Consider the following 24,723-nt stretch of genomic DNA (forward strand, 5'->3'; position numbering starts at 1 on the left):
GAAGTCAAAGGGGTCAGGCACTTGTATACCACTACCAGATCATATATTCCACTTCATGCTTGATGGCTTGGTTGTCCAACATAAAGTTGAAGTGTCTGTGTTTTTATTTCAAGCCTTTCCATACCCAGTTCTCTACCTCTGGTAAATCAATACCCTCTTCGCGAATGAATTGATGATGTTTCTTAACCGTAGCATCCATTTCATCCACAATGTTGGTATACTTCTCAGCGTCAGGTAAGCTTAGAACAGCTTCCTTCACTAGATCGAAGCGATCCATCTGATTCAATACGCGCATATCAAATGGTGTCGTAATATCGCCATTCTCACGGTAACCATGTACATGCAAGTTATGGTTGTGACGATCAAAGAACAGATCTTTGATCAGACCTTCGTAACCATGGAAAGCGAAAACAACTGGCTTGTCTTTTGTGAAAAAATGATCAAACTCGGCGTCGGATAATCCACGCGGGTCTAGTTTTTGACTTCTCAGTTTCAGCAAATCTACCACGTTGATGTACCGAATCTTCAAGTCAGGCAGTTTTTCATGCAAAATGGAAATCGCAGCTAAACTTTCAATAGTTGGCTCTGTACCAGCAGAAGCAATGACAAGGTCAGGTTCCCCACCTTGATCTGTACTTGCCCAATCAATAATCTTCAACCCTTTGTCCACCAATTCTTTCGCTTCATCAGCACTAAACCATTGTGGACGTGGGTGTTTAGACGAAACAATCAAATTGATCTTTTGACGGTCATTTAAAATGGTGTCGAAAACAGCCAACAATGAATTGGCATCCGCTGGCAGATACTCCCGAATAAATTCTGGTTTTTTATCAGCCAAATGACCTAACAAACCTGGATCTTGGTGTGTATACCCATTATGATCCTGTTGGAACACTGTTGAGGTTGCTACGACATTCAATGATGGGATATCTGCACGCCATCCTTGATCCGTTGCTTTACGCAGCCACTTAAAGTGTTGGGTGATCATCGAGTCAACCACACGCAGGAAGGCTTCGTAACTTGCAAAGAAACCATGACGACCTGTTAATACATAACCTTCCAGCAATCCTTCAGCTTGGTGTTCGGATAATTGAGAATCAATTACGCGGCCATAGGATGATAAGAATTCATCATTAGGTTCAATAATTTGGTCCATCCATTGGCGTTTGGTTACTTCAAAAACAGGAGCCAAGCGGTTAGACATCGTTTCATCCGGTCCGAAGATTCTGAAATTACGATTTTCTTCATTTAAAAGAACCACATCTTTAACGTATTTCCCTAAAACCGACATATCTTGCGCAATCACTTTACCAGGTACGGAATTATCCAGCGCATAGTTACGGAAATCCGGTAATTTCAAGTCTTTAATGAGGTTACCCGCATTCGCAACAGGGTTCATTCCCATACGTTTATCGCCTGTAGGCAGAATTTCAGCAAGCTCAGAGTTTAAACGACCGTTTTCGTCGAACAATTCCTCTGGTCTATAGCTATTCAGCCATTCTAACAAAGCAGGTGCGTGTTGCATATTCTTTTGATCAACCGGAATTGGAACCTGATGGGCACGGAATGAATTTTCATTCGGCACGTTGTCCCATTCCTTTGGACCCGTCCAGCCTTTAGGTGAACGGAAGACAATCATCGGCCACGCCGGACGAGTAAGGTCATTATTTTCACGCGCATTCTTTTGAATAGCTTCAATCTTCTCGATGGCCGTATCCAATACTTTCGCCATTTCTGGATGCATGTGATCCGGATTTTCACCTTCAACAAAGAACGGTTCCCAACCCAAACCTTTAAAGTATGAGGTCAATTCTTCTTTCGATTGACGAGACATAATCGTTGGGTTACTAATCTTAAAGCCATTCAAGTGCAAGATTGGTAGCACTGCACCATCTGTGATGGGATTGATAAATCTGTTAGAGAACCACGAAGCGGCTAATGGACCCGTTTCAGCTTCGCCATCACCAATAACAACAGCCGAAATTAGATCAGGATTATCCAAAATGGCACCTACACCATGAGAAAGGGAGTAGCCTAATTCTCCACCTTCATGGATAGATCCAGGTGTTTCAGGAGCAGCGTGTGAAGCAATACCGCCAGGGAAAGAGAATTGTTTGAACAATTTCTTCATACCTGGGATATCTTGCGTAATTTGTGGATAGATTTCAGTGTAACTACCATCCAGATAAGAATTTGAAACCATAACCTGGCCGCCGTGACCAGGACCTTCAATATAAAGCATGCTCAAATCATATTTATTAATAACACGATTTAGATGTGCATAAATAAAGTTTTGACCCGGAATTGTGCCCCAGTGTCCAATAGGCTTAACTTTCACATCTGAATCTTTTAAAGGCTCTCTCAACAAAGGATTATCTTTTAAATAAAGCTGACCTACCGAAATGTAGTTCGTTGCACGCCAATATGCATCAAGTTTTTCCAAATATGTTTTAGATGAATAATCTGCTAACACGGGTGATAATGACATTGTGTCCACTCCCTAAGTAGTTTTGTTTGTAATTTATTTCCGGAAATTTCATCTACATGTACATCATAACGCTACCCCAATTTAATTCAACCTTTTTCACAAGTGATACGGTCCAATTTTGTGAAATTTTGAACATACTATGAAATATAAATTAAAAAGACAGTAAAAAAGCTCTTACATTAAAATATATAGAAGTATAAACCAATAAAATTTGTAATAAACGAGGTAATTGCAGGCTTCAATCCTTTTTTCAAAACCATAAAAAAAAGACCGGAGAATTCCCCAGTCTTATCATTAGTGAACCGATACAAAGGTATTAAATTTCAAATATTTGTAATGAAATCGCATATGAGAAAACTCAAATGGCGTACCGTTATCTAAAAAGAACACACCTTCCATAATACCTACAGGCTCATTTTCATTTAAATGTAGCAGCTTTTGATCATTCTCTTGAGACGGTTCTGCAAAAATGGATAAAAAAGATTTGGTGACGGCCAAGTTCCGCGAGTCTTCCAAATAATTAAAAATGGACCCCTCGATAATTGTCTGATTTAAATTCTGGACAATTTTAATGGGGATATAGCCCGTTTCAATCATAAAAGGATCATCATCAAACAGACGTAAGCGAACAATTTTGTAAACAAAATCATGAGTCTCCAAGAACAAATCGCGCTGTAACTCTTCTGTTGGCGGAATGACCTCAAAACTCAATACTTTGATCTTAGGCTTTTTACCATGCATTTGAAAATTATCAGTGACCCCTAGATTAGAGCCTTCGTAGTTAAAGATAGATTCATTTCTTATGTATAATGGATTAATAAATGTCCCGGAACCTTGTTTTTTGAAAATAATTCCGACATTCTCCATTTTAGTCAGAGCACGTTTAATTGAACTACGACTAACCTGGTAAGTCTCACTAAGACTACGTTCATCTGGCAATCTCATATCTGCAAACTTTCCCGCAAAGATTTTCATCTTGAGATCGTCAATAATTTGCTTATAGACAAATTGTGTCATATAGTACTCCTCTTTCAGGTCTTCTATAACTCTATATAGTTTACCATAACTTGCCCATTTCATCTCATGTTTGTTTCTGTTTGCTGAGCAGGCTTTCAGCGGATAGGAAGCGCCGTCGCTTTTACTTTACATCTCTATGCATAATACCATGATTACACATATATAACACCACTGAACGTACCTGCAAAACAGCAGAAAATACAGAGCCCCCACCTTAGCATCAGTAATAAGACCAAGCCTGTTTCGAGCCTTGAGGGATGTTTGACTAGACCAGGCTAAAATCCTTGAATACATTGTTATTATTCATCTTGTTCAAACGTTTTCTAATAAGAATGGTGGGGGGGAGATCATATTGGCTATCCGCTACAGCGTCATCATTCCAACCTATAATCGAGCCCAGCAATTGTTGCTCACACTCGCTTCATTTGAGACACAAACCTATCCAAAGCAACTATTCGAAGTCATTGTAGCTGATGACGGTTCTACAGACGGAACGAAAGAAATGGTCGAAGGCTTCAAAGCATCCTATCCTCTTATCTATGTGTCACATCAGGAACAACGCGGTCGATCTGCCGTTCGAAATTTGGGACTGCGCCGTGCAAAAGGGCTATACATCATCTTCTGCGACGCTGACTTTGTAGTATTACCGGAATTCATTAGGATCGTGAGCCGTTATCACCGTAAATATCCCAAGTCCGTGCTCTCAGGCATTCCTCACTCATGGGACGATGCTTTTACCCATTATTACCCTGACTTTTCTCCTGAAGAAAAAGAACAATGTCGCAACATACTTACGCAGTCCAACTTATGGAATGCTGACTATGAAGCAGCGAACGAAATTACTCCGATCATAACGCCTGAAGATATCCTTCATCAAACGGGTGCACTGTCTAAAGTAGTTAGTCCCACAAGAGTCCCCCCCAATACGCAGAAACAATTTGCCACAACGGATGTCGCTCCCTGGATGCTGCTGGTTACTCGTTGTGTAGCCATCAGACGCAGCCACTTGATTCGTATTGGAGGTTTCAATGAACGGTTTGTGCTGTATGGACTCGAAGACTGGGACCTTGGCTATAGACTGCATCGCTTGAAGATCCCTTTTTATTGCATCAAAGAGGTGGTCGGATATCATCAGGAACATCCAACCTATCTTAGAGGTAACGTTTTAAATACAGAAAATCTGAGAATCATGTATGAAACTTACGGATTCAATGACTCCTCGTTAAATTTATTTGCCCTTATCCCTCCATCCGAGGATTTTGAGACCTACAAAAATACGTTGCGGGTATTGCGCAGGGGATTCCGCTCTAGGTTAACACGCTCATCAGCACTGTTATTAAGAAGAACATTACGCATTGCAGCCAAACAGTTCTACGATCAAAGCCATACTCATGCATACAAAAAATCATTACACTTGATAAAAAAGAAAGCAGAGAACCGGAAAAGTCGAGTCGCTCACGTGTTACGAGAAATGCTGGTGAAGTCTGAAAAGCTGGTGGAATAATAGTTACTCATTTACAGCGTACAAAATCGTATGTATTGCATCCTCCTTACGGGATAAAAAAACTCCTCCATAAAGGTGCGAGCCCAACTTGGCAAGCAGCTTTATGGAGGAGGAGTCGCCATGTCCGGAGATAACGACAAGAATTGTCGTTACTAGTTTACTATTCCTCTGATAGTCCAGCATGCTTTCTGATTATTCATTACATATGAGTTTTACCAACTGCTAAGAACTCAATATTTTAATGCTATCATCGCACCAGTTAATTAAACTGCTAAACTGACTTTTACCATAGCTCATTGTGATCATCCAATATTTGTGATTATGGTCTTTATGCTCTACGTTGATAAGCCAACGTTCAAGTTCTTCAAAAATATGCAAGCTTTCCACTAGCTTTTCTTTATACTCCTGTATGTGCTTTATAATCGTTTCAGGCGAAGAATTCCCGCCAAAAAACACCCTCAACAGCAGCTCATTTTTTTTAAGCATCACCACATGCTCCATGGGCTGAGAAAGCCAGTCTGACAACGTCTGCCTTCCCTGATCGGTAATGCTGTAGAGTTTCTTGTCAGGCTTTCCTTTCTGTCGAATAACCTCGACTGCAATATCTTTTCGATCCAGTAGCTCTGCCAGGCTGGGATAGATCTGACCATAGTTCTCATTCCAAAAGTAACTAGTGCTTTGCTCCATATGTTGCTTTATATCATAACCGGTATGAGGACCCAGACTCAGAATGCCTAATACCGCAAACATTGTATTGGTTTTTCCTGACTGTCTCGCCATTATATATTGTGCCTCCTGTTACCTCTAGCAAATCTCCGTAGTATGTCATGCTTTCATTAGACTAGACATAATTATAGCCCATTTAAACTAGCTTCACATCTCTCTATATATTATTTAAATATATATTATTATAATAATTAGTGTTGACAGGGGTTTATCATCGTTTTATATTAACGATATCAACAAAATACCAATGAGCTTGCCAAGCTGAAGCCTTGGATACAGATATCATAAAGAATTCCAAGACATCGCTTGGTTAAATCTTAATAAGGAGATATCAGACCATGACCATGATCAGTGTAAATTATCCCGCAGGCCGCATAACGCTTGAACAGCGCCGTCTTTTGGCAGAAGGTTTGACGGATGCAGTTCTCGTTCCAGAGGTAGGTCAATATTGTCCGCCAGCAAGAGAAGGGTTTCAGGTCCATTTCAACGAACGTCCAATAGATTACATGGCAATTGGTGGGCAATTGCTGTCGGATCAGCCAGAACGTGATGTAATTACTGTCAATGTTCTGGTGATGGATGGTGACTGGCCTAACGACGTTCGCAAAAAAGTGCTTGAGAATATTCTTGGCAGTTTGACTAAAGTACTTGGTGTACCGGAACCATCCCCAACTTGGTGGGTATCCTTCCAGGTCATTGAAGAAGGCAGCTGGGGTTCTCGCGGCAGCGTGCTCTCCATTCTAGACCTGCTGGATTCAGGAGTCTTTACTGAGGAGAAAATTAAGGCTATCAAGCAAAATATTACACGGTAATGCGTGGAATTTGGCATTTCTAAAGATTGGAGGAGCATTCATATCTTGTCGGCTAGAGGATACGGGAAACACCGGGAAATCTCCTGACGTGGTGGCTAAGGCAAGTTACAAACCGGCAACTGACGTCTTAAACCTTCTGCGGTATCCAGTAGGAGAACCATCCAAAAGGTTATATCTTTAGCAGTAACAAGCTTATAACTTAGCACAGTGTAATATGTCCATATGTCCAAACGAAAGAACACCCATAAGGGTGTTCTTCATTTTTCCAAAGAAACATCCTGCAGTTTACGTAATCTTAATGGCTAGCCAAATCATGCTCCAAAGCTTGAAGAGAAAGGCTATCCCTCGTACTGCCTCCCTCTCCCGGTCTCATATCAAAAATACGATCGACAAATCGATTGACATCCAGCAGCATTGCTTTTCGTTCCTCCAAGGTTACACGCGGCACCGAGTAAAGAAGCTTAATCTCGGCATCCGAAAACTTGGCGAACCCAAACAAATTATCGTTAGCCGCGTAGAGCATATCTTTCTGACGTGATATGCGAATATAATCTTCTGAAGATCCTGTTGTAAAAATCGAGTAGGCTCTCTTGCCCTCAAGCCCATATACACCATCAGAAGAGCGTATGAGTCCTGTTGTGAACACTCTATCTATATATCCTTTAATAACAGCGGGAAATCCGCCCCACCATACCGGTGAAATAATAATCAAGGCATCTGCCCACAATAAATCCTCCTGTTCTTTTACTATCTCCTCTGGCAATACGTTAGTGACCTTAGCCTCTAAATCCTTTAAGCCTGCCGTCGGATTAAATGACATTTGAATTAAGTCTTTTACCTTAACATTCGCCCCTCGTACGTTTAAATGAGCGATCACCTGCTCCAAAATCGCTTTGTTAAAGCTCTTAGCATAAGGGTGACCGTATAAAATATTAATGTTCATCTTCTTCGCCCCCAGAATATTTTCAGATGGCTTGTCAAAGCTTTAATGCTAATGTAATGTTAAGCCAATGGTATCGAAACAACAAGTAGGCATATTTATAGTATATACTATCAAAAATCATACTAATTGATTTCATAGGACTTTCTGGAATACAAACGATGAGGAGATGGCACAAATGAGTGAAAATCTGAATTATTTTACAGATTGCCCCTTAACAAAGGTTCAGAAAATCATTGGCGGCAAATGGAAAATAGTGATTTTATGGTTTCTGTCCCGTGGTACCCGAAGATTCGGTGAAATTAAACGCGCCTTTCCTGATATCACACAAGCGATGTTAACCAAGCAGCTAAGAGAATTAGAAGAAGACGGGTTTGTGCATCGCGAAATATTCAGAGAAATCCCTCCCCGGGTTGAATACTCGCTAACAGCTCACGGAGCAAATTTCGTCCCCATATTGCGCAGTATGTATGATTGGGGGGAGGTTCATCTGGAGCACTCGAAAATTAGATGCGTTGAAAAATAGCGATTAAATATACATCCCTTCCTGCCTAGCGTGATCAGACTTTCATCCCTATGTTATAAGTCCATACCAAGTGCATAATGAAAACCCACTATGACCAATTTTGTCAAAGTGGGTTTAATCCTGTTGATATTCATCTTGTCATGTTTATATTCAGTCATGTACCGTTTTTCTAAACCTGGCAGTTCCCATCAACGTGGCTTCACCTTTTCCTCTGGAGGTAAAACAGCTGCCGTTTCGTTTACTGTTGTTTTCCAGTTAATGTTCTCACTTCAATAGGATGCAGATTCGCCTCAATTTGAGCCCGCTGCGGTTCATACCACTCTGGCAGCATTAATTTCTGCCCCAAAGATTCAGCAGGTTCATTATTAGCAAATCCCGGTGGATCTGTAGCAATTTCAAATAGTATGCCGCCCGCTTCTCTGAAATATATCGCATTAAAATATTGGCGGTCTATGATTGGAGTCGGCTGATAGCCATAATGCTGGACTGCGCTTCTCCATTCTTCATGTTGTTCGAAATCTTTTGCACGCCATGCAATGTGATGTACCGTGCCTGCTCCACCAAAGCCTAGACCCATTTTGGCGAGCGGAACATCTACGATGTTGCCGATTTCTCCTACGGACTGATAACGGGCATATTCGGCGTCTTCAGCGATTTTCGTAAATCCGAGTATGCTCTCCAATGCATCCATCGTTTTCTGTGGGTTAACGCTAAATAGCACAGCACCTCCAAACCCCTTAATTGCTTGATCAGCCGAAATGCCACCGTAAGACCAAGTACTATTCGCTCCCGCTTCACGTTCAACAAGCTCAAGTCGTAAGCCCTCATTATCCTCGAATTGAAGATATTGTTCAGAAAAACGGCTCGTTTTCGTAACTTGAATATCAAAGCTTTCTAAACGATGCCGCCAAAAATCAAGTGAACCTGGTGGGACCACATACGAGGTTATGCCCACCTGGCCACCTCCGATTCGCCCTTTGGGAGTTCCTGGTGCAGGAAAAAAAGTAATGATCGTTCCAGGACTTCCTGCCTCGTCACCAAAGTACAAGTGGTAAACCTCAGGAGCATCGAAGTTGATTGTTTTCTTCACTAACCGAAGTCCCAGGACGCCGGCATAGAAGTCGACATTTTCCTGTGGATTACCGGCAAAAGCTGTAATATGATGGATACCTGTAGTTTGCAGTGACATATGAAACCCTCCTTTAATCGTAAGAACCTTTATTTTTTGTTGTTGATGACTTTAATGACCTAAACATCATGTTTTATCTAAGTAATGCGTCGATAGAATATGAACCTGCTCCTGTCAACGCAATACCAATTGCGACTGCAATAAGAACTAGTGGATATTCATAGCCGTTAGCTGTTGCCCAGATCCCGTTTGGGCCATGTACTTTGAAAATTGCTCCGAGCATAGTCACCGTAATCAACAATGCAGCCAGTGGAGTGAATAGTCCTAAAGCAAATAGAGCTCCTCCCAACAATTCCATCAACCCAGCAGACACTGCCATGAACACTCCGGGCTTAATGCCAATCGATTCCATCCAACCGGCCGTACCCTTTGGACCATAGCCGCCAAACCAACCAAAAAGCTTCTGTGCTCCGTGCCCCACCAATAACAATCCAACCACCAAACGTATCAGTAACAATCCACTTGCCAACATAAAAATCACCCTCCATATTATATTTACTTAAAGATTATTAAATTAGAGATATTAGATAAAATTAAATTCATCGTTTAGCGATTTGAGCCTGTTCTTTTTTTAGTTTCTCAGGCGTAACATCGTCTCCATTCGGATCATAAATCGTAGCATTCAAGAGAAGGCTTTGTACAGAACCCCGAAAGATTTGAAGGTATTCTTTGCGAAGATCCGTTTGTTCCGTTTTTTCGATTTCAGTCAACCCAACTTCTTTTGCTTTTTTTGCAAGCTGATTAATTCTTTCTAAAATGGTGATCATGTGTATACCTCCCTGTTCATAATTTGCTGTTGTTTTATCTTTAATTTATTTATCTTGATATAAAGATATAATATTTTTCTATCCGTGTCAATACTTTTTCGAAAAGAAAATCAATGCTTGGGTTGCTTACGGAGAAAAAGCAGCAGGAACACTTAGAGATACCTTTAAGCTACAAGTTGTGTAAAACCTCTTCAAGTCAATTACTAGAGCCATAATAAAAAGCCACCAACCAGAATCACTGGCTGATGGCTTTCTTGTCTTACTTAAATGGAGGCGAGGGGAGTCGAACCCCTGTCCGAAGATAACGACACATAAGCTTCTACGGGTGTAGTGACAGTTTTGATGTCACCCTAGAAACTCCCTGTCACCGGATTCCCTTCGGGTCAGCCTGATTATCTTCTTCAGCTCACCCCAGGCGGAGATGAGACAGCGTATTCCACTATTTGTTAGCCCCTATCCCAGTCACATGGACGATGCTGGGTAGAAGCACGCACACAGTTTCTTAGGCTGCGAAAGCGTAGTTGTTTTGTTGTTTGCCGTTTAATAGGCTTTAGCGTTGATGAAGCGGACGCGTCCCCACTACCCGCTACCCATGCTCGAACTATCCCCGTCGAATCCATAAACGCCCCCTTATTATAAAAGGGCTCCACGGATAAATCCGGAAATACCGGAGCATAAGCATGCATAATATCAAAAGCTGAATTCTAAGATTCAACACTCGAACAAAGTTAAAAGCTTTAAAACTGACTACTCCGTTAGTATACCATATTACAGGTCATTACGAAACGAAATGAAGCCATTTAAGCCTTATAAAATAGCACCATTACAGGAACAAGTAACTTCCCCACGCAATTTGTACCATACAATAATACAGCAACTTATCTCGCAATTTTCTGTTTCTCACGCAAAGCGCGCTGGATATCACGCTGTGCATCGCGTTTAGCGGCAGCATCACGTTTATCATACTGTTTTTTACCTCTACCCAGTCCGAGCAAAAGCTTGGCATAACCATTGCGAACATAAATCTTTAACGGAACAATCGTGTAGCCTTCCTGTTTGGACAATCCGATAAGTTTGCGAATCTGCTCTTTATGCAACAGCAGCTTACGCGTACGCGTCGGATCAGTAGGATTATTACGATTTCCTTGCTCAAAAGGACTGATATGCATATTGTGAATATGAATTTCGCCATTACGGATCGTAGCAAATGCATCACTTATATTAGAACGACCATTCCGTAGAGACTTAATTTCTGTTCCCGTTAGCACCATGCCCGCCTCGTAAGTGTCCTCAATAAAATAGTCATGGGAAGCTTTTTTGTTCTGGGCGAGCACTTTCCCGTCTGCCTTCTTACCCATGAATACCACTCCTTATGAATAACGTAATTCACTCTTGAAATCCAGGCATCAAAATCCGGCTACAAAGAGCCACCTAGAAATATATTGTAACAAATTTCAGATGGTAAAAGCAAGAAAGGTCAAGCCTTCTACATTTCTAACTGCACTTATATCACACTTAGAACCAAGCGGCTTCCATCCAATACAGCAGACAGAAACCGCCCGTATACCTATGCTTCAAATCAGCTTCATACACTGCAATGAAAGCTCCAGCCTTCAAAGTAAGTAAGCTCTAGCTACCTACTTCTTCTTTTTCCGCACAAAGCCCGCGGTGCTATTACCGCCACTTCCGCCCTTATTCTTCCGCTTGCGACGTGCTGCGCCTTCACCGTTTGGTCTGGCATCACTACCTGGTGTAGCTGCCCCGCCGATGAAAATACCGCTGGCAGACGTCTTCTTCCGACGCTTGCTTGCCCCGGATGCTGGCGAGTTATACCCGCCCTTGCCACTGCCAAAGCCGAAGCTGCTAGCTGAGCCGGCTCCAGCTCCGTTTCCACCGCCGCGCCCTGAACGACCTGCGGTGCTAATACCTCCGCCACCTACGCCTGAACCGGCTTCTTTAGGCTTCCCGGCAGCATCACGACCGCCTTTACGCTCCCTGCCAGCCTTGTCTTTACCACCCTTACGTTCGCGCCCTTCATGGGGTTTGCCTTTACCTCGGCCCTCACCGCCACGCGCAAAACCTCCGCCCTGTCCTGAACCGCCCGTCCGTTCACGGCGTTGCCGTTGCTTCATATCGACAAGTTCAAAGTCAATTGTGTAATCTTCCATGTTCACACGCGCGACGCGAACCTTAACCTCATCCCCAATGCGGAACACCTTGGAGGTGCGTTCGCCAATCAAAGCCATATGCTGCTCGTCAAAGTGGTAATAGTCGTCCGTAAGCGCACTCAGACGCGTCAGACCCTCCACTGTATTGTCCAGCTCAATGAACATCCCAAAGCTGGTTACACTGCTGATGATCCCCTCGAATTCCTCGCCGACCTTGTCCAGCATGTATTCAGCCTTTTTCATCTGCTCTGTATCACGTTCTGCATCCACAGCCACACGTTCACGCTCAGAAGATTGCTGCGCAATATCAGGCATACGTGCAGTCAAATATTCCTGACGCTCGGCTGTTAAAGCCCCGCCGTTCTCCAATACCTCACGAATGACACGGTGAATCACCAAGTCAGGGTAACGACGAATCGGCGATGTAAAATGAGAGTAATACTCCGCTGCTAGCCCAAAATGTCCTGTCGTTTCCGCATCATACTTTGCCTGCTTCATCGAACGCAGCATCATCGTGCTAAGCACAGTTTGCTCCTTCGTACCCTGAATATCTTCCAGCAACGTTTGCAGTGCACGCGGATGAATGGAATTTCCTCTACCTTTGATCTGATGCCCAAAATTAGCCGCGAAAGCCATAAAGTTTTGCAGCTTCTCTGGATCTGGGTCCTCATGAATCCGGTACAAGAAAGGTACTTTGAGCCAATGGAAATGTTCGGCTACCGTTTCATTGGCCGCCAACATAAACTCTTCAATAATTTGTTCAGCTATCGTACGCTCTCTCTTCACAATATCTACAGCTTTTCCTTCATTATCCACAATCACTTTAGCTTCATCAAAGTCAAAATCAACCGCACCTCGGCGCATTCGATTAGCACGCAGCTTCAATGCCAATTCCTTCATCGTGCCGAATACATCAACGAGATCCTTGTACCGTTCCATCAGTTCAGCATCTTCCTCTTCGAGGATTTTGCGAACGTTAGTGTACGTCATCCGTTCCTTCGTTTTAATCACACTGGTGAAAATATCATGCTTTACAACCTTCATATGCTCATTGAATTCCATCTCACAGGATAAAGTCAGTCGATCCACCTGTGGATTCAAAGAACATATTCCGTTCGAAAGTCGATGTGGAAGCATAGGAATGACACGGTCAACCAAATACACGCTACAACCGCGGTTATATGCCTCCTGATCCAGCTTAGAGTTCTCACGCACATAATACCCTACGTCGGCAATATGAACGCCCAGACGGTAGTTCCCGTTCGGCAAGCGCTCTACATTTACAGCATCATCGAGATCTTTAGCATCCTCACCATCAATGGTAACAATGATCTTATCACGCAAATCGCGCCGTCCCTGACGTACAATCTCTTCTTCCGTAATCGCGTCGGGAGCATTCTCCGCTTCCTCTGTAACTTCATCTGGAAAAGCTTCCGGAAGCTGATGCTTGCGAATAACTGACAAAATGTCGACGCCCGGATCATCCTTATGACCCAAAACTTCCAACACTTCGCCTTCCGCCGCTGCTCGTCCTTCTGGATAGCTCACAATACGCACAACGACCTTTTGACCGTTTACGGCTCCATTGAAGCTTGTTTTTGGAATGAAAATATCCCGGTTAATACGCTTATCATCCGGCAGAACGAAACCATATGCTTCGTGGCTCTGAAACACGCCTACTACTTGAAGCACTGCACGCTTCACGATCCGTACAACTTCACCTTCTAATCGACCGCCCGCAGGTCCCTTCGAGGACACTCTTACCAGTACCGTATCTCCATTCATCGCACTTTTTAAGTCGTTCGCATGAATATATACATCCGGGTGCTCCCGGTCCTCTGGAATCAGAAAGGCAAATCCCTTGGCATGAGCCTGCAAACGCCCACGCTGCAAATCCATCCGTTCCGGCACGCCATAACGGTTTGTGCTGGTCAGCAGGATTTTCCCCTCTTCCTCCAAGGAATTCAAGAGCTTAAGAAATTCACGGAAATCCTCCGCATCCTTAATATCAAAGTGCTGCTCCAGCTCCTGGTAAGTCATGGGTTTGTATGCAGTCTCTCGCATAAAATCGAGTAGTTGTTGCTCTGTTATCATAATATTGTCCACCTCGGGTGACCTTTAATTTTCAGTAATAAATCCGCATGTCCTTGTTCCTGATACAAGGCTCTTAATATACTCATACCCTAGTATACACGAATTTAATCGACGGCATCCCTGCCTGTCCAAAATCTAAAAAAAGCCCCCGTTTCCCGCGAAACGAAGGCTTAAGGTACATATTTATCTTATTTTGCAAAAAATGCAACTAAAACAGAAACGATCATAAAACCCGCACCCAAAACAGCAGTTGCACGTTGTAAAATCAAATCCATACCGCGAGCTTTTGTTTTGCCGAACAGATGCTCAGCACCGCCAGAGATGGCACCGGACAAACCTGCGCTTTTCCCCTTTTGCAGTAAAACAACCGCAATAACAGCAATCGAGAACACAACGAGCAGCACTTTCAAAAAGATTTCCATGAAAAATCCCACCTCCTGAGCTTATACATCTGTTTTGCAAAACAACACAGCCTCTTTTATGAAAACATGTACATATCATGTTATAAATAGCCGGAAATTAACGCAAAACACTATTTTTATTGTACCACAGCTTCCAGTAGATAACAACAGTTATACAAGTCACTCAGCCATTAAGCCTTTGCAAAGTTATGTATTCTCATACACATCCATAATAACAAAAAAACAGACCTGCCCGCGGTGGCGAGTAGGTCTGTTTTTTAATGCGTAAAAGCTTTGAGCGTTCAGACTTCGTGATCATGAACCATGAGTCAGAGGCGCCATCAGCATTTTTGCGCAATATTATTTTTTCAGGTTGTAGAAAGATTTCAGGCCGTGGTATTGAGCCAGTTCACCCAGTTGATCCTCAATGCGGAGCAATTGGTTGTACTTCGCAATACGGTCAGTACGGGAAGGAGCACCTGTTTTAATTTGGCCTGCATTTGTTGCAACAGCGATATCAGCGATTGTGCTGTCTTCGGATTCACCGGAACGGTGAGAGATAACAGCTGTGTATCCTGCGCGTTTAGCCAATTCGATAGCATCGAAAGTTTCAGTCAGCGTACCGATTTGGTTTACTTTGATCAGGATGGAGTTACCGATGTTTTCATCGATACCTTTAGCCAGACGCTCTGTGTTTGTTACGAACAGGTCGTCACCAACCAATTGGATTTTGTTGCCCAATTTTTCAGTGAGCAATTTCCAACCTTCCCAGTCATCTTCGGAGCAACCATCTTCAATAGTGATGATTGGGTATTTATCAACCCAAGAAGCAAGCAGGTCAACGAACTCAGCAGAAGTGAAGGATTTGCCTTCGCCTTCCAAAGTGTATTTTCCATCTTTGAAGAACTCAGTGGAGGCAACGTCCATACCGAGGAATACGTCAACACCTGGTTTGTAACCAGCTTTTTCGATCGCTTCGATAATAGTGGACAGAGCTTCTTCGTTAGATTTGAAGTTAGGAGCAAAACCACCTTCATCACCAACAGCTGTGTTCAAACCTTTGGAGTTCAGTACGGATTTCAGGTTGTGGAAGATTTCTGCGCCTACACGCAGAGCTTCTTTGAATGTAGGAGCGCCTACAGGCAGAACCATGAACTCTTGTACGTCAACGTTATTGTCGGCATGAGCGCCACCGTTAACGATGTTCATCATTGGCACTGGCAATTGTTTAGCATTGAATCCGCCCAGGTAAGTGTACAGTGGCAAGCCCAGAGCTTCAGCAGCAGCGCGAGCTACAGCCATGGATACAGCCAGAATTGCGTTTGCACCCAATTTACCTTTGTTATGTGTACCATCCAATTTGATCATCAGCGTGTCGATTTCTACTTGGTTCACAGCATCCAAGCCGATTACTTCAGGAGCAATAATTTCGTTCACGTTTTTAACAGCTTGCAGAACGCCTTTACCCAGGTAACGGGATTTATCGTTATCACGAAGCTCTACAGCTTCGTGAGCGCCTGTGGAGGCACCGGAAGGAACGATAGCACTACCGATAGCACCGGATTCCAGATATACTTCAACTTCAACCGTTGGGTTACCACGGGAGTCGAGGACTTCGCGAGCGTACACGTCAGAAATAATAGTCATTTGTACTTAATCTCCTTTGTGAATCATGATTTATTGGTCAAGCCTATACTTATTAAATCAAGCTTACTTGCGGGATGCAATCATAGATTTTCCTGTCATTTCCGCAGGTTGCGGAAGTTGCATCAAATCCAGAAGCGTTGGAGCTACGTCAGCCAGTATTCCATGCTCACGCAAAACGATATTTTCGTCAGTCAAAATGAACGGAACCGGATTAGTTGTGTGAGCTGTGAACGGACGTCCCTGCTCATCAATTTCCATATCCGCGTTACCATGGTCAGCAATGATAATAACCACGCCGCCTTTGGCTTTAACCGCATCTACAACACGTCCAACACATTCATCCGTCGTCTCTACCGCCTTAATCGTTGGCTCCAGCATACCGGAGTGTCCAACCATATCCGGATTGGCAAAGTTCAGGATAATCGCATCATGCTTGTCGGCTTCGATTTCCTTAACAGCAGCATCCGCTACTTCATACGCACTCATTTCCGGCTGCAAGTCATATGTAGCCACTTTAGGCGAGTTGATCAAAATACGAGTTTCGCCAGGAAGCTCCACATCACGTCCGCCACTGAAAAAGAAAGTAACGTGCGGATATTTTTCAGTCTCAGCAATACGCAATTGCTTTTTGTTGTTTTGAACCAACACTTCACCAAACGTGTTATCCAGGTTTTTCGGTTCGTAAGCTACAAAGCCTTCAACCGTTTCGCTGAACAACGTCAGGCAAACAAAGTGCAAATCTTTAGGCAATTTCGGGCCACGGTCAAAACCACGGAAGTCCGCGTTTGTAAATACCTGAGACAGTTGAATCGCACGGTCAGGACGGAAATTGAGGAAGATAACAGAGTCATTGCTTTCGACCAGCCCTACAGGACTTCCGTCAGCCTTCACAATAACCGTTGGCTCCACAAATTCGTCGAACACTGATTTTTCATACGATTCTTTCAATGCTTCCATTGGATCTGTGTATTGAGGGCCTTCTCCGTATACGATTGCACGGTAAGATTTCTCCACACGTTCCCAACGTTTGTCGCGGTCCATAGCATAATAGCGTCCTTGTACAGTCGCAATTTTGCCTACGCCCACTTCTTGAATTTTGGCGATCAGTTGCTGCATGAAGCCTACGCCGCTGTCAGGCATAACGTCGCGTCCATCCATGAAAGCATGAATGTACACTTCAGTTAAGCCTTCTTTTTTCGCCAAGTCCAGCATAGCGAACAGATGGCTGATATGGCTATGCACGCCGCCGTCAGACAACAGTCCGTACAGGTGAAGTTTCGTGTTGTTCTTCTTAGCATGTTGCACTGCTTTAACCAGTGTTTCATTGTCGTAGAACTCGCCGTCACGAATGGACTTCGAAATACGAGTCAAGTCTTGATATACAATTCGGCCTGCGCCGATGTTCAAGTGACCTACTTCGGAGTTACCCATTTGTCCTTCAGGCAGACCCACTGCTTCGCCAGAAGCCGTCAGCGTTGTATGAGGATACTGTTGTAAATACCGGTCGTAATTCGGTTTGTTGGCCTGCGCAACCGCATTACCTTCTACGTTGTCACGCAATCCGAACCCGTCCATAATAATTAAAGCTACCGGTTTTGGTGCTGTCATCTTACTTCGCCCCCTCAACAAGCGCGATGTACGACGCCGGTTGAAGACTGGCACCGCCCACAAGCGCGCCGTCGATATCGCTTTGACCCAGGTACTCAGTAACATTTTCAGGTTTTACACTGCCACCATACTGAATACGTACAGCATTTGCTGTATTTTCATCATACAGCTCTTTAATCAGACTACGGATATAGGAAATCACTTCATTCGCATCCTGCGAAGTGGAGGATTTGCCTGTTCCGATGGCCCAGATTGGCTCATAAGCAACAACTACTTGTGCAGCCTGATCCTTAGCCAAACCAGCAAAAGCTGCTACAGTTTGCACTTTTACAACCTCTTTGGTTTGTCCAGCTTCACGATCTTCCAGCTTTTCGCCTACACATACGATTGGAGTCAGGTCATGACGGAATGCCGCATGAACCTTTTTGTTCACCGTTTCGTCTGTTTCATTAAAATATTCACGACGCTCGGAGTGTCCGATCACAACGTAGTCTACGCCCAGATCTTTCAGCATTCCACCGCTAATTTCACCTGTAAATGCACCATCTTCTGCAAAATGCAGGTTTTGTGCGCCAATTTTAATAGACGTGCCTTTTACTGCTTCAACCAGAGCAGGAAGATTCGTAAATGGTGCGCAAATCACGCTTTCCACTCCTGCAACCTCTGCTTTGCCTTTGATCTCTTCGATGAAAGTTTTAGCTTCTGGTACGGTTTTAAACATCTTCCAGTTACCCGCGATAATCGGTGTTCTCAATGGTTTCAACTCCTAACTATTAGGTGCCCTAAAGCTTTATTCACGCATATTGCGTTTGATTATTTATCGTTCAGTGCAACGACACCCGGAAGTGCTTTGCCTTCCATAAATTCCAGAGATGCGCCGCCGCCAGTGGAGATATGATCCATTTTGTCAGCTAAGTGGAATTTTTCAGCCGCAGCCGCTGAATCACCGCCACCAATGATGGTGTATGCTTCAGTTGTTGCGCAAGCTTCCGCTACTTCACGAGTACCACCAGCGAAAGGTTCGATTTCAAATACACCCATTGGTCCATTCCAAACAACCAATTTGGAGTTTTTGATCACATCTGCATAGATTTTACGTGTTTTCGGTCCGATATCCACGCCTTCCCAATCTGAAGGAATGCCGTCGATATCCACAATGTTTGTGTTCGCCGTAGCGCTGAAATCGTCAGATACAACAATATCAACCGGAAGGTAGAAGTTTTTGCCGAGCTTCTTCGCTTTTTCGATAAATCCAAGAGCTACGTCCAGTTTGGATTCATCCAGTAGGGATTGACCCACTTCATGACCTTGAGCTTTGAAGAATGTATAAGCCAAACCACCGCCAATGATTACGTTATCTGCAATGTTCAGCAGGTTGTCAATCACGTCGATTTTGTCTTTTACCTTGGAACCGCCGATAATGGCTGTAAAAGGACGATCTGGGTTTGAAAGAGCTTTACCGATTACAGACAATTCTTTCTCCATCAGCAAGCCGGAAACAGCCGGAAGAAGATGCGCGATACCTTCTGTGGAAGCATGAGCACGGTGTGCTGCACCAAATGCGTCATTCACGAAAACGTCGGCCAATTCAGCAAATTGCTTCGCCAATTCAGGATCATTCTTTTCTTCCCCTGCATAGAAACGTACATTTTCAAGCAACAGCACGTCGCCGTTTTGCAGTTCAGCCACTTTCGCTTTAACAGCTTCGCCTACCGATTCGTCCACTTTAACTACTGGTTTTTTCAGCAGCTCAGACAAACGTACGCCAACAGGAGTCAGACGCATGGATTCAACAACCTGACCTTTTGGACGTCCAAAGTGACTCGCCAAAATAACTTTTGCACCTTTTTCAATCAGGTAGTTAATGGTTGGCAAGGTTTCACGAATACGCTTGTCATCCGTAATTTTACCGTCCTCAACCGGAACGTTAAAATCTACACGAACAAACACCCGTTTTCCATTCAGTTCTATATCACGTACGCTCTTTTTGTTCATCTCCATATTCCTCCGCACCCTTATAATTTTACGAATCAGGAATTCAAGGCACATTTGATATATAAAGAGCGGAAACAATAACCTGTTTCCGCTCTATGATGTTGCTCAATAAGACTGTTCTTATTTAGCCAGTTTTGCGAAGTATTCCAACGTGCGGATCAATTGTGCAGTGTAAGACATTTCATTGTCATACCAAGCTACAGTTTTCACCAGTTGTTTGTCGCCAACAGTCAGAACTTTAGTTTGAGTTGCATCAAACAAAGAACCGAAAGTAAGACCTTTGATGTCGGAAGAAACGATTTGATCTTCAGTGTATCCATAAGTTTCAGGATCGGAAGCTTCTTTCATCGCAGCGTTGATTTCTTCAGCAGTTACGTTTTTCTCCAGAACTGTTACCAGCTCAGTCAGGGAACCTGTAGGTACTGGAACACGTTGAGCCGCGCCATCCAATTTACCTTTCAACTCAGGGATAACCAAACCGATTGCTTTAGCAGCACCAGTTGTGTTAGGAATGATGTTTTCAGCTGCTGCACGAGCACGACGGAAGTCTCCTTTAGCATGTGGAGCATCCAAAGTGTTTTGGTCGCCAGTGTAAGCATGAATTGTAGTCATCAAGCCTTCAACGATACCAAATTTATCTTGCAGTGTTTTAGCCATAGGAGCCAGGCAGTTTGTTGTGCAAGAAGCACCGGAGATTACAGTTTCAGTTCCGTCCAGAATTTCATGGTTTACGTTGTAAACGACAGTTTTCATGTCGCCAGTAGCTGGAGCGGAGATAACAACTTTTTTAGCGCCGCCTTTCAAATGTTTCTCAGCAGCTTCTTTAGTTGTGAAGAAACCTGTACATTCCAGAACGATGTCTACACCCAGGTCTCCCCAAGGCAGTTCTTCAGGGTTGCGGTTAGCCAAAACTTTAACTTCTTTACCGTTTACTTTGAAGAAGCCGTCATGTACTTCTACTTGTCCTTGGAAATTACCTTGTGTTGTATCATATTTCAACAAATGTGCCAACATTTTGGAATCTGTCAAGTCATTGATTGCTACTACTTCAATACCTTCCACGTTTTGAATCCGGCGGAAAGCAAGGCGTCCAATACGTCCGAAACCGTTAATACCAACTTTAACTGTCATGAGTGAGTTCCTCCCAAAGTTCGTTTAGTTTAGTTTTATATATTCAAGACAGACCCGAAAGCCCGTCAAGACAACATTATTCATAAATCCTATATTAATCATTTAAATAACGACTTACAATCTCAACAGCAGCGCCTTCGTCGGTGACTAGAATGTCCTCTTGCCCGAAACGCAGTACCGCATGAATAGCGGCCGCCTTGTTTTTGCCTCCAGCTACACCTAGAACCGTATCGGTACGCCTAATGTCCTCCAATCGGAGTCCAAGCGTCAGCATTCTGTGAACAACGACGCCATCTTCGTTAAAGTAATAACCAAACGATTCGGCTACCGCTCCTTCACTGCTGATCTGGGCAAAGGTTTCGGGATCAAGTTTACGTCTATGTGCCATCGCTATGGCGTTGCCTATCCCGTGAATGATGATACGACTCTCGCGAATCAGGTTCAATATATCCTGAATGTTCGTATCTTCAAGCAAGGAGTTGTAAGCATGATTGCTGAGCAAATCCGGTACATGGAGCAGACGGTATTGAGCGCCTACCTTGCGAGCCATTGTGGAAGCAATTGTGTTGGCCTGCATTTCCATGCTTTCTCCCAAACCCCCGCGTGCCGGTACAAACCACCCACCCTTAAGTGGGCCATTAGAAGGTAGTGCCAGTTGTTCCGCCACGTCGGCAATTGTCGTGCCACCTGTTACAGCGACCACATCCTCGTCGTCCATAACACTCAGCAACGCTTTTGCTCCAGCGCGCCCCAGCTCCTGCTTTGTTAACGGAGAAGCATCCGAATCCCCTGGAACGACAACCACCTTCCTCAAACCATAGGCTTGACGAATCTGGTCCTCCAATTGGGACAGGCCGAACAAGTTGTTCGCAATCGGCTCCAGCTGTTCCAGCAGATCCAGTCCTGCTTTGCTCACCTTCATGCCTACACTCTCAATCTCAATTAGCCCCTGAGCTTTAAGAAGATCGGTTTCGGCGCGCAACACGCGCTCAGTCATGTTCAGTGAAGCTGCCAGTGTTCTGCGTCCAACAACATCGGACAGCATAATCTGATGCAGGATCGTGTACCTTTTTTTCAAAACATCCATGAGGTCGGGCAGAAGCTGCTTCTGTATTTCTAATATCTTTCGCATGCTTTCCACTCCCGCACACTTCTAAGTTCTGTCTCTAATGCTCTATCTCTAACTGGTCTCAAAACGTCCCGGGATAACTTTTTAAGTCCCACGTATATCTTAACCAATATTTGCTCCATATGCAAGTCTATCTGAACCTATATTTCTCAACCATTTATCTGAATATGCGCATTTAATAAAAGCTTGCAATTCACTGCTGTATATCATATAATCATCTTTGTTTCCAATTAGCTGTTTAATTAGTTAGTTGTTTGCATTGAATCAACTATGCGCCCGTGGTCCAACGGATATGACGTAGGCCTCCGGAGCCTGAGATCGAGGTTCGATTCCTCGCGGGCGCGCCATTTTAAATGAACGCTTAGATGCTTCTATATAATGTTTTAACCAATAAGAGCGCTGAGGGCTCTTTTTTTTAATCATTAGTTTGACTTTCTTTGACTTTTTGTTTGAAATTGTTTATCATGTGGTTATTACGGTAACAGTTTATAAATAAGGGACGTGTAATCGGCATGTCCACCAAATCCACTAACGATATTTAAGGGAGGTTTTTTGACGTGAGCTATGTTCCTATGGTAGTAGAACAAAGTAACCGCGGCGAACGCGCCTATGACATTTATTCCAGACTGTTAAAGGATCGCATTATTTTGTTAGGCTCGGACGTCAATGACGTTGTAGCCAACTCTATAATTGCGCAAATGCTGTTTTTGGCTGCCGAAGATCCTGAAAAAGATATTCACTTGTATATTAACAGCCCTGGCGGTTCCATTACAGCTGGTATGGCCATTTTCGATACGATGCAATACATTAAACCTGACGTATCTACGATTTGCGTAGGTATGGCGGCTTCCATGGGCGCGTTTTTGCTGAATGCAGGCGCCAAAGGTAAACGTTTCGCTTTGCCAAACAGTGAAATTATGATTCACCAACCCCTGGGTGGTGCACAAGGTCAGGCAACGGATATCGAAATCCGCGCACGCCGCATTCTGAAAATGCGTGATAAACTGAACCGCATTCTCGCAGATCGCACAGGCCAACCACTGGAGCGCATTGAAAAAGATACAGACCGTGACTACTTCATGTCTGCTGATGATGCCAAGGAATACGGTATTATTGATAAAGTGCTAACTAGCTCCTCTCCAGAAGGTGTATAAGAGAAGAAATTTACCTCTTTCGATAACTGGTAAATGAAAAAGCTGCTCCGGATGTCCTTATCCGGTAGGCAGCTTTTTTGCTTTATTGTTTTTTAGGTTATAGACAATTGGACTTATTTATTTCTACTATTCATTCTGTCCCGCAAAAGGCTTTCCACCTTGAGGCAGCAGTTGACCGAACGAGTAGGTGAACTCAGGAATTCCATACGCGTATGGCGCATAATCATACAAATCAAACACGATTGTTACTCCACTGTTAGTCACATAAAAATTCTGATCTGCCGCCAGCTCTTTAAATTTGCCGAATCCTTCGCCAGCCTGAAGTGCATCGATTTTTTTCTTCAAATCAGCATTGAGGAACTTTTTGTAGTTCGGATTTGCCTTCAATACGTCAGACAATTGCAGCAGTTTACCATCAGCGAGCGAGAACGTATATCCTTTACGTGCCGTCATGCCATGCGCGCCACCCGTATACGAGTAGTCCTGCATAATCACACTCAGAATACCATCTTTGTTATAGGCAATCACAAAATCATTTCCGAACTCATACGGTCTTTCTGTTGTAGCCTCTCCCTCAGCCATCATCTTTTTGCCTGCTGCCAATATACCTTCTGCATGCTTTTTAAGCACATTGTTAATGGCCTGTTGAGCCTCAGGATTCAGCTGGCTACCACTGATTTGCGGGTACTTAATCTTGTAGGACACCTTCGCACTACTCGAAGCTGGAAGTGTTTGAGACGCAATTGTAATCGGATTTAGCTGGCTTTTACTCAGCGTTACTGTTTTCAGAGCTGCATTCCATTGAGCATCTATGCCCAGATAGTCTTTCAGCAAACTCATAGGAATGTATAGCTTCCCAGCGATCTGTTTGGCATCCATACTACGTGTATTGATTCCATTGACGTTGACGTAGGCATCCGAGGAAGAAGCCATAATGTAAAGTTTATTGTACCCGCTACCTACGGTATATGTCGCTGTTTTCGCATCATAGCTTACTGGAATCCCCAAGCTGTCGCGCAGTGCGGCCACCGGAATCATTGTACTCCCGTTCACTTGGACACCTTTAGCGGGCAACGTTTTACCATTCCATTGGATGGTGATTCCTGGTTGCTGTGTTGTCGCTTGCTGCTGTTTCGTCGATGCTGCCTGGATATAGGAAACGGGAACAGCTGTGACTCCTGCGAAAATCCCTGCCGCCAGCAGTGCTGAACCCCATTTTTTTGCATGCTTACTCATATTAAATATTCCTCCTGTTAATGATCTGTATTGTCTATGTGTGATAACTACTTTTCTTATTATATCTATACCCTATTGTATGTAGTTTACAATCTGTACACTCTCCGATTTCAATATGTACACCTAATAACCCTTAGCTATGACAGACTCATTACAAAAAGGTTTCGGTATACAAAAAAAGCCAGCAAGCC

General features: G+C 43.8%; 21 protein-coding genes, 1 tRNA gene and 1 other RNA gene. 5 read left to right on the forward strand and 18 right to left on the reverse strand.

Annotated elements, in window-relative coordinates:
• Nucleotides 1–103 precede the first annotated feature (103 nt).
• Nucleotides 104–2,488, reverse strand: coding sequence for a phosphoketolase family protein (locus tag MHB54_RS11940; protein WP_053324386.1), 2,385 nt, complete (start codon nucleotides 2,486–2,488; stop codon nucleotides 104–106).
• Between the two features lie 294 nt (nucleotides 2,489–2,782).
• Nucleotides 2,783–3,505: a GntR family transcriptional regulator gene (locus MHB54_RS11945; protein WP_023986502.1), complete on the reverse strand. Its 723-nt coding sequence runs from the start codon at nucleotides 3,503–3,505 to the stop codon at nucleotides 2,783–2,785.
• A gap of 352 nt (nucleotides 3,506–3,857) precedes the next feature.
• On the opposite strand from MHB54_RS11945, the gene MHB54_RS11950 reads away from it, so the two are divergent.
• Nucleotides 3,858–5,009 carry a glycosyltransferase family 2 protein gene (locus MHB54_RS11950; RefSeq protein ID WP_023986501.1) on the forward strand — a complete coding sequence of 384 codons (1,152 nt, stop codon included), beginning with the start codon at nucleotides 3,858–3,860 and terminating at the stop codon, nucleotides 5,007–5,009.
• Nucleotides 5,010–5,231: 222 nt separating this feature from the next.
• On the opposite strand, the gene MHB54_RS11955 is transcribed toward MHB54_RS11950, so the two are convergent.
• The gene (locus MHB54_RS11955) at nucleotides 5,232–5,789 is read right to left on the reverse strand and encodes a PadR family transcriptional regulator (RefSeq protein ID WP_264454298.1); all 558 of its coding nucleotides are present in this window, start codon (nucleotides 5,787–5,789) and stop codon (nucleotides 5,232–5,234) included.
• 284 nt (nucleotides 5,790–6,073) lie between these two features.
• Between MHB54_RS11955 and MHB54_RS11960 the strand changes: the two genes are divergently transcribed.
• On the forward strand, nucleotides 6,074–6,547 hold the full coding sequence (locus MHB54_RS11960) for a tautomerase family protein (protein ID WP_023986499.1): 474 nt from the start codon (nucleotides 6,074–6,076) through the stop codon (nucleotides 6,545–6,547).
• Between the two features lie 295 nt (nucleotides 6,548–6,842).
• On the opposite strand, the gene MHB54_RS11965 is transcribed toward MHB54_RS11960, so the two are convergent.
• A complete protein-coding gene (locus tag MHB54_RS11965; RefSeq protein ID WP_023986498.1) occupies nucleotides 6,843–7,490 on the reverse strand; it encodes an NAD(P)H-dependent oxidoreductase in 648 nt (215 codons plus the stop codon).
• Nucleotides 7,491–7,665: 175 nt separating this feature from the next.
• On the opposite strand from MHB54_RS11965, the gene MHB54_RS11970 reads away from it, so the two are divergent.
• Complete coding sequence (locus MHB54_RS11970) at nucleotides 7,666–8,013, forward strand: winged helix-turn-helix transcriptional regulator (RefSeq protein ID WP_034094951.1); 348 nt, start codon at nucleotides 7,666–7,668, stop codon at nucleotides 8,011–8,013.
• A gap of 238 nt (nucleotides 8,014–8,251) precedes the next feature.
• Here the strand turns inward: MHB54_RS11970 and MHB54_RS11975 are convergent, their stop codons facing one another.
• The 13 genes from MHB54_RS11975 to MHB54_RS12035 form a co-directional block, all read right to left on the reverse strand.
• The gene (locus MHB54_RS11975) at nucleotides 8,252–9,202 is read right to left on the reverse strand and encodes a ring-cleaving dioxygenase (protein WP_264454299.1); all 951 of its coding nucleotides are present in this window, start codon (nucleotides 9,200–9,202) and stop codon (nucleotides 8,252–8,254) included.
• A 73-nt stretch (nucleotides 9,203–9,275) separates the two neighbouring features.
• Nucleotides 9,276–9,674 (reverse strand): DoxX family protein, encoded by a 399-nt coding sequence (locus MHB54_RS11980; RefSeq protein ID WP_264454300.1) that lies wholly within the window; start codon nucleotides 9,672–9,674, stop codon nucleotides 9,276–9,278.
• A 67-nt stretch (nucleotides 9,675–9,741) separates the two neighbouring features.
• Nucleotides 9,742–9,969: a DUF896 domain-containing protein gene (locus tag MHB54_RS11985; RefSeq protein ID WP_028541879.1), complete on the reverse strand. Its 228-nt coding sequence runs from the start codon at nucleotides 9,967–9,969 to the stop codon at nucleotides 9,742–9,744.
• Between the two features lie 265 nt (nucleotides 9,970–10,234).
• Nucleotides 10,235–10,599, reverse strand: a transfer-messenger RNA (tmRNA) gene (gene ssrA, locus MHB54_RS11990).
• A 248-nt stretch (nucleotides 10,600–10,847) separates the two neighbouring features.
• Entirely contained in the window at nucleotides 10,848–11,327 is a 480-nt protein-coding gene (gene smpB, locus MHB54_RS11995) for an SsrA-binding protein SmpB (RefSeq protein WP_013308270.1), read from the reverse strand.
• A gap of 279 nt (nucleotides 11,328–11,606) precedes the next feature.
• Nucleotides 11,607–14,231, reverse strand: coding sequence for a ribonuclease R (gene rnr / locus MHB54_RS12000; protein ID WP_028541877.1), 2,625 nt, complete (start codon nucleotides 14,229–14,231; stop codon nucleotides 11,607–11,609).
• Nucleotides 14,232–14,419: 188 nt separating this feature from the next.
• Nucleotides 14,420–14,653, reverse strand: a complete 234-nt coding sequence (gene secG, locus MHB54_RS12005) for a preprotein translocase subunit SecG (RefSeq protein WP_013308268.1) — start codon at nucleotides 14,651–14,653, stop codon at nucleotides 14,420–14,422.
• A 339-nt stretch (nucleotides 14,654–14,992) separates the two neighbouring features.
• The gene (eno, locus tag MHB54_RS12010; RefSeq protein ID WP_013308266.1) at nucleotides 14,993–16,279 is read right to left on the reverse strand and encodes a phosphopyruvate hydratase; all 1,287 of its coding nucleotides are present in this window, start codon (nucleotides 16,277–16,279) and stop codon (nucleotides 14,993–14,995) included.
• 63 nt (nucleotides 16,280–16,342) lie between these two features.
• On the reverse strand, nucleotides 16,343–17,887 hold the full coding sequence (gpmI, locus tag MHB54_RS12015; RefSeq protein WP_023986491.1) for a 2,3-bisphosphoglycerate-independent phosphoglycerate mutase: 1,545 nt from the start codon (nucleotides 17,885–17,887) through the stop codon (nucleotides 16,343–16,345).
• A 1-nt stretch (nucleotide 17,888) separates the two neighbouring features.
• Nucleotides 17,889–18,641, reverse strand: coding sequence for a triose-phosphate isomerase (gene tpiA / locus MHB54_RS12020; RefSeq protein ID WP_023986490.1), 753 nt, complete (start codon nucleotides 18,639–18,641; stop codon nucleotides 17,889–17,891).
• 59 nt (nucleotides 18,642–18,700) lie between these two features.
• Complete coding sequence (locus tag MHB54_RS12025) at nucleotides 18,701–19,882, reverse strand: phosphoglycerate kinase (RefSeq protein WP_023986489.1); 1,182 nt, start codon at nucleotides 19,880–19,882, stop codon at nucleotides 18,701–18,703.
• Nucleotides 19,883–20,002: 120 nt separating this feature from the next.
• A complete protein-coding gene (gap, locus tag MHB54_RS12030; RefSeq protein ID WP_023986488.1) occupies nucleotides 20,003–21,013 on the reverse strand; it encodes a type I glyceraldehyde-3-phosphate dehydrogenase in 1,011 nt (336 codons plus the stop codon).
• A gap of 94 nt (nucleotides 21,014–21,107) precedes the next feature.
• Nucleotides 21,108–22,145 carry a sugar-binding transcriptional regulator gene (locus MHB54_RS12035; RefSeq protein ID WP_023986487.1) on the reverse strand — a complete coding sequence of 346 codons (1,038 nt, stop codon included), beginning with the start codon at nucleotides 22,143–22,145 and terminating at the stop codon, nucleotides 21,108–21,110.
• A 269-nt stretch (nucleotides 22,146–22,414) separates the two neighbouring features.
• Between MHB54_RS12035 and MHB54_RS12040 the strand changes: the two genes are divergently transcribed.
• Both MHB54_RS12040 and clpP read left to right on the forward strand, forming a co-directional pair.
• Nucleotides 22,415–22,489: transfer RNA gene (locus MHB54_RS12040), tRNA-Arg, on the forward strand.
• 210 nt (nucleotides 22,490–22,699) lie between these two features.
• Nucleotides 22,700–23,296, forward strand: coding sequence for an ATP-dependent Clp endopeptidase proteolytic subunit ClpP (gene clpP, locus MHB54_RS12045; protein WP_013368815.1), 597 nt, complete (start codon nucleotides 22,700–22,702; stop codon nucleotides 23,294–23,296).
• 126 nt (nucleotides 23,297–23,422) lie between these two features.
• On the opposite strand, the gene MHB54_RS12050 is transcribed toward clpP, so the two are convergent.
• The gene (locus MHB54_RS12050; RefSeq protein ID WP_264454301.1) at nucleotides 23,423–24,532 is read right to left on the reverse strand and encodes a PdaC/SigV domain-containing protein; all 1,110 of its coding nucleotides are present in this window, start codon (nucleotides 24,530–24,532) and stop codon (nucleotides 23,423–23,425) included.
• Between the last annotated feature and the right edge of the window lie 191 nt (nucleotides 24,533–24,723).

Origin of the sequence: Paenibacillus sp. FSL M7-0802 (assembly GCF_038004945.1) — a bacterium.
GTDB classification, from domain to species: domain Bacteria; phylum Bacillota; class Bacilli; order Paenibacillales; family Paenibacillaceae; genus Paenibacillus; species Paenibacillus polymyxa_B.

Excerpts from the sequence above, each read along its gene's own strand:
- MHB54_RS11960 (WP_023986499.1), top strand. The coding sequence starts at position 6,074 with ATGACCATGATCAGTGTAAATTATCCCGCAGGCCGCATAACGCTTGAA.
- MHB54_RS12025 (WP_023986489.1), bottom strand. The coding sequence starts at position 19,882 with ATGAACAAAAAGAGCGTACGTGATATAGAACTGAATGGAAAACGGGTG.
- rnr (WP_028541877.1), bottom strand. The coding sequence starts at position 14,231 with ATGATAACAGAGCAACAACTACTCGATTTTATGCGAGAGACTGCATAC.
- MHB54_RS11965 (WP_023986498.1), bottom strand. The coding sequence starts at position 7,490 with ATGAACATTAATATTTTATACGGTCACCCTTATGCTAAGAGCTTTAAC.
- MHB54_RS11955 (WP_264454298.1), bottom strand. The coding sequence starts at position 5,789 with ATGGCGAGACAGTCAGGAAAAACCAATACAATGTTTGCGGTATTAGGC.
- secG (WP_013308268.1), bottom strand. The coding sequence starts at position 14,653 with ATGGAAATCTTTTTGAAAGTGCTGCTCGTTGTGTTCTCGATTGCTGTT.
- smpB (WP_013308270.1), bottom strand. The coding sequence starts at position 11,327 with ATGGGTAAGAAGGCAGACGGGAAAGTGCTCGCCCAGAACAAAAAAGCT.
- MHB54_RS11975 (WP_264454299.1), bottom strand. The coding sequence starts at position 9,202 with ATGTCACTGCAAACTACAGGTATCCATCATATTACAGCTTTTGCCGGT.
- gpmI (WP_023986491.1), bottom strand. The coding sequence starts at position 17,887 with ATGACAGCACCAAAACCGGTAGCTTTAATTATTATGGACGGGTTCGGA.
- gap (WP_023986488.1), bottom strand. The coding sequence starts at position 21,013 with ATGACAGTTAAAGTTGGTATTAACGGTTTCGGACGTATTGGACGCCTT.
- MHB54_RS12050 (WP_264454301.1), bottom strand. The coding sequence starts at position 24,532 with ATGAGTAAGCATGCAAAAAAATGGGGTTCAGCACTGCTGGCGGCAGGG.
- eno (WP_013308266.1), bottom strand. The coding sequence starts at position 16,279 with ATGACTATTATTTCTGACGTGTACGCTCGCGAAGTCCTCGACTCCCGT.
- MHB54_RS11945 (WP_023986502.1), bottom strand. The coding sequence starts at position 3,505 with ATGACACAATTTGTCTATAAGCAAATTATTGACGATCTCAAGATGAAA.
- MHB54_RS11970 (WP_034094951.1), top strand. The coding sequence starts at position 7,666 with ATGAGTGAAAATCTGAATTATTTTACAGATTGCCCCTTAACAAAGGTT.
- MHB54_RS11985 (WP_028541879.1), bottom strand. The coding sequence starts at position 9,969 with ATGATCACCATTTTAGAAAGAATTAATCAGCTTGCAAAAAAAGCAAAA.
- MHB54_RS11980 (WP_264454300.1), bottom strand. The coding sequence starts at position 9,674 with ATGTTGGCAAGTGGATTGTTACTGATACGTTTGGTGGTTGGATTGTTA.
- MHB54_RS12035 (WP_023986487.1), bottom strand. The coding sequence starts at position 22,145 with ATGCGAAAGATATTAGAAATACAGAAGCAGCTTCTGCCCGACCTCATG.
- MHB54_RS11940 (WP_053324386.1), bottom strand. The coding sequence starts at position 2,488 with ATGTCATTATCACCCGTGTTAGCAGATTATTCATCTAAAACATATTTG.